This is a genomic window from Streptomyces alkaliphilus (assembly GCF_014141535.1).
Taxonomy (GTDB): Bacteria; Actinomycetota; Actinomycetes; order Streptomycetales; family Streptomycetaceae; genus Streptomyces; species Streptomyces alkaliphilus.
In genome coordinates this window covers 1-2,311 of sequence record NZ_VKHT01000818.1, presented here as the reverse complement: position 1 = coordinate 2,311, position 2,311 = coordinate 1, and the positions used below count along the sequence as shown (strand labels likewise).

Here is a 2,311-nt window from a genome sequence, read left to right as displayed (position 1 = left end):
GTCCCCGCCCTCCTGCGCGGCGTACTCGACGGCGACTTCGGGCCCGACCCCCGCGAGCAGCACGTCTCCCTGGCCTTCGTCACCACCCAGGCCGTCCGGCACCGGGGGCGGTCCACCGGTTACCGCAACGAGGTGCTCGGCCTGCGGCTCGGGGCCGCGGTCGGTTCCTGCGCGGTCGAGCCCGGATCCCTGCCCGCCGGCGCGGTCGACGAGTGCGTCGGGGCGACCGTCACCGACCTGCTGTGCCACCCCCTCCCCCCGGTGCGGATCGCCGCCCTGGACGCCTACCTCGGCCGGGTGTTGCCGCACACGGCGGCCAACGGTGCCGTGCCCCACCCACTCCCCGCCGGGAACAGCCTGGAGAAATCCCGGGCCCGTGCCCGGGCCGTCGTGGATCTCCTGCCCCGCGATCCCGCGGCGCGGCGGGTCCTCGTCGTGGGAGTGGTCAACTCCCTGCTGGAACGCCTCCGCGAGCGGGGAGTGGACCACGTGCCCTGCGACCTCAAGGGCGGCACCACCGAGTGGGGCGAACCCATCCGCACCGACGCGCACGCCGAACTACAGGACTGTGACGCGCTGTTGGTCTCCGGCATGACACTGGGCAACGGCACCTTCGAACCCCTGAGAGAACACGCCCTCGCCACCGGAAAACCCCTGGTCGTGTTCGCCCAGACCGGCAGCGCCGTCGTGCCCCGGCTGCTCGGTTCCGGTGTCACCGCCGTCTCCGCCGAGCCCTACCCCTTCTTCTGGCTCGACGGCGGCCCCGGGACGCTGCACCTGTACCGGGAACGGGCCGGGGCGGTGCACCGGTCGGACTCCGGATCGGAGGAGCACCCGTGACCGCTCTCGTCACCGAACGTCCCGCGGCCCCCGAACTCCTGGCCCTGCTCGGGCACACCCCGATGGCCCGTATCGCCATCCCCCTTCCTCATTCCCACCCCGGCTTCTGGGCGAAGCTGGAGTCCCGGGGAGTGGGCGGCATGAAGGCCCGCGCCGCGGTGGCGATGCTGACCGGGGCCCGACGCCGCGGCGAACTGCGCCCGGGAGCGCCCGTGGTGGAATCCACCTCCGGCACCCTCGGCATCGGACTCGCCTTCGCGGGACAGGCACTCGGCCATCCCGTCGTCCTGGTCGGTGACATCGAACTGGAACCCTCGATCAGGGGGTTGCTCCGCGCCCACGGCGTCCGCCTGGAACTGGTGGACCACCCCGCCCCGCACGGTGGATGGCAGGCCGCCCGCATCACCCGGCTGCGCGCCCTGCTGGCGGAACTGCCCGACGCCTACTGGCCCGACCAGTACAACAACCCCGACAACGCGGCCGGATACGCCGCGATGGCCGACGAGATCACCGACGCGCTGGACCACCTGGACATCCTGGTGTGCAGCGTCGGAACCGGCGGCCACAGCGCCGGCATCGCGGTCCCGCTGCGCCGCCGTTGGCCCCGACTGAGGGTCATCGGCGTGGACTCGGTGGGTTCGACCATCTTCGGCCAGCCGGCCCGCCCCCGTCCGATGCGCGGACTGGGAAGCAGCATCCACCCGCGCAACGTCCGCCACGAGATCTTCGACGAGGTGCACTGGGTCGGTCCGTCCGAGGCCGTCGACACCTGCCGCCGCCTCGCCCGGGGCTGCTTCGTCAGCGGCGGCTGGAGCACCGGCGCGGTGGCGCTGGTGGCCGCCTGGGCCGCACGCACCAACCCGGGGGCGGTGGTTGCCACCGTCTTCCCCGACGGCCCCGAGCGCTACGTGAGCACCCTCTACGACGAGGACCACTGCCTGCGAAACGGGATCGGCACCGGTGAACCGCCCCGCGACCGCCCTCTCGAGATTCCCCATCCCGGGGCGGTGGAGGCCACCGGCTGGACCCGTTGTCGCACCGTCGTCGACCCACTCGTCGGCTCCGAGAGGGGCGTGTCGTGAGATCGACCGTTCGCACCGTCTCCCTCGACCTGGCCACGCCACTGCGCATCTCCCGGTCGGTGATGACCCGACGGGACGCGGTATGGGTGTCCATCGAACACGAGGGGGTCACCGGTCACGGCGAGGTGGTGGCCTCGACCCACCTGGCCACCACCGCGCGGCGGGCCCGACGGGACCTGATGGAACACGTCGCGCCCGCACTGGCCCGCCACCCCGACCCGCTCTCCGGCCCGGTGGACCCCGGGGCGGACCTCGCCCTGCCACCGGACGTTCCCGCCGGGGTCCTGGCGGCCGTTGACGCCGCACTGCTGGACCTGCGCGGAAAGATCGAGGGCCGCCCCGTCCACCGCCTCCTGTCGGGCTCCGACCCCGCCGGCCCACCGCCCTCC

2 protein-coding genes and 1 pseudogene are annotated in these 2,311 nt (G+C 73.4%); all 3 read left to right on the top strand.

Annotated elements, in window-relative coordinates:
* The first annotated feature begins 12 nt into the window (after positions 1-12).
* On the top strand, positions 13-840 hold the full coding sequence (locus FNQ90_RS20100; RefSeq protein ID WP_228471426.1) for a Rossmann-like domain-containing protein: 828 nt from the start codon (positions 13-15) through the stop codon (positions 838-840).
* Positions 837-1,922 (top strand): PLP-dependent cysteine synthase family protein, encoded by a 1,086-nt coding sequence (locus FNQ90_RS20095; protein WP_323380091.1) that lies wholly within the window; start codon positions 837-839, stop codon positions 1,920-1,922. The genes FNQ90_RS20100 and FNQ90_RS20095 overlap by 4 nt, the downstream gene beginning before the upstream one ends.
* Positions 1,919-2,311, top strand: a pseudogene (locus FNQ90_RS20090) (dipeptide epimerase); the annotation flags it as partial. The gene FNQ90_RS20095 and the pseudogene FNQ90_RS20090, both read left to right, overlap by 4 nt.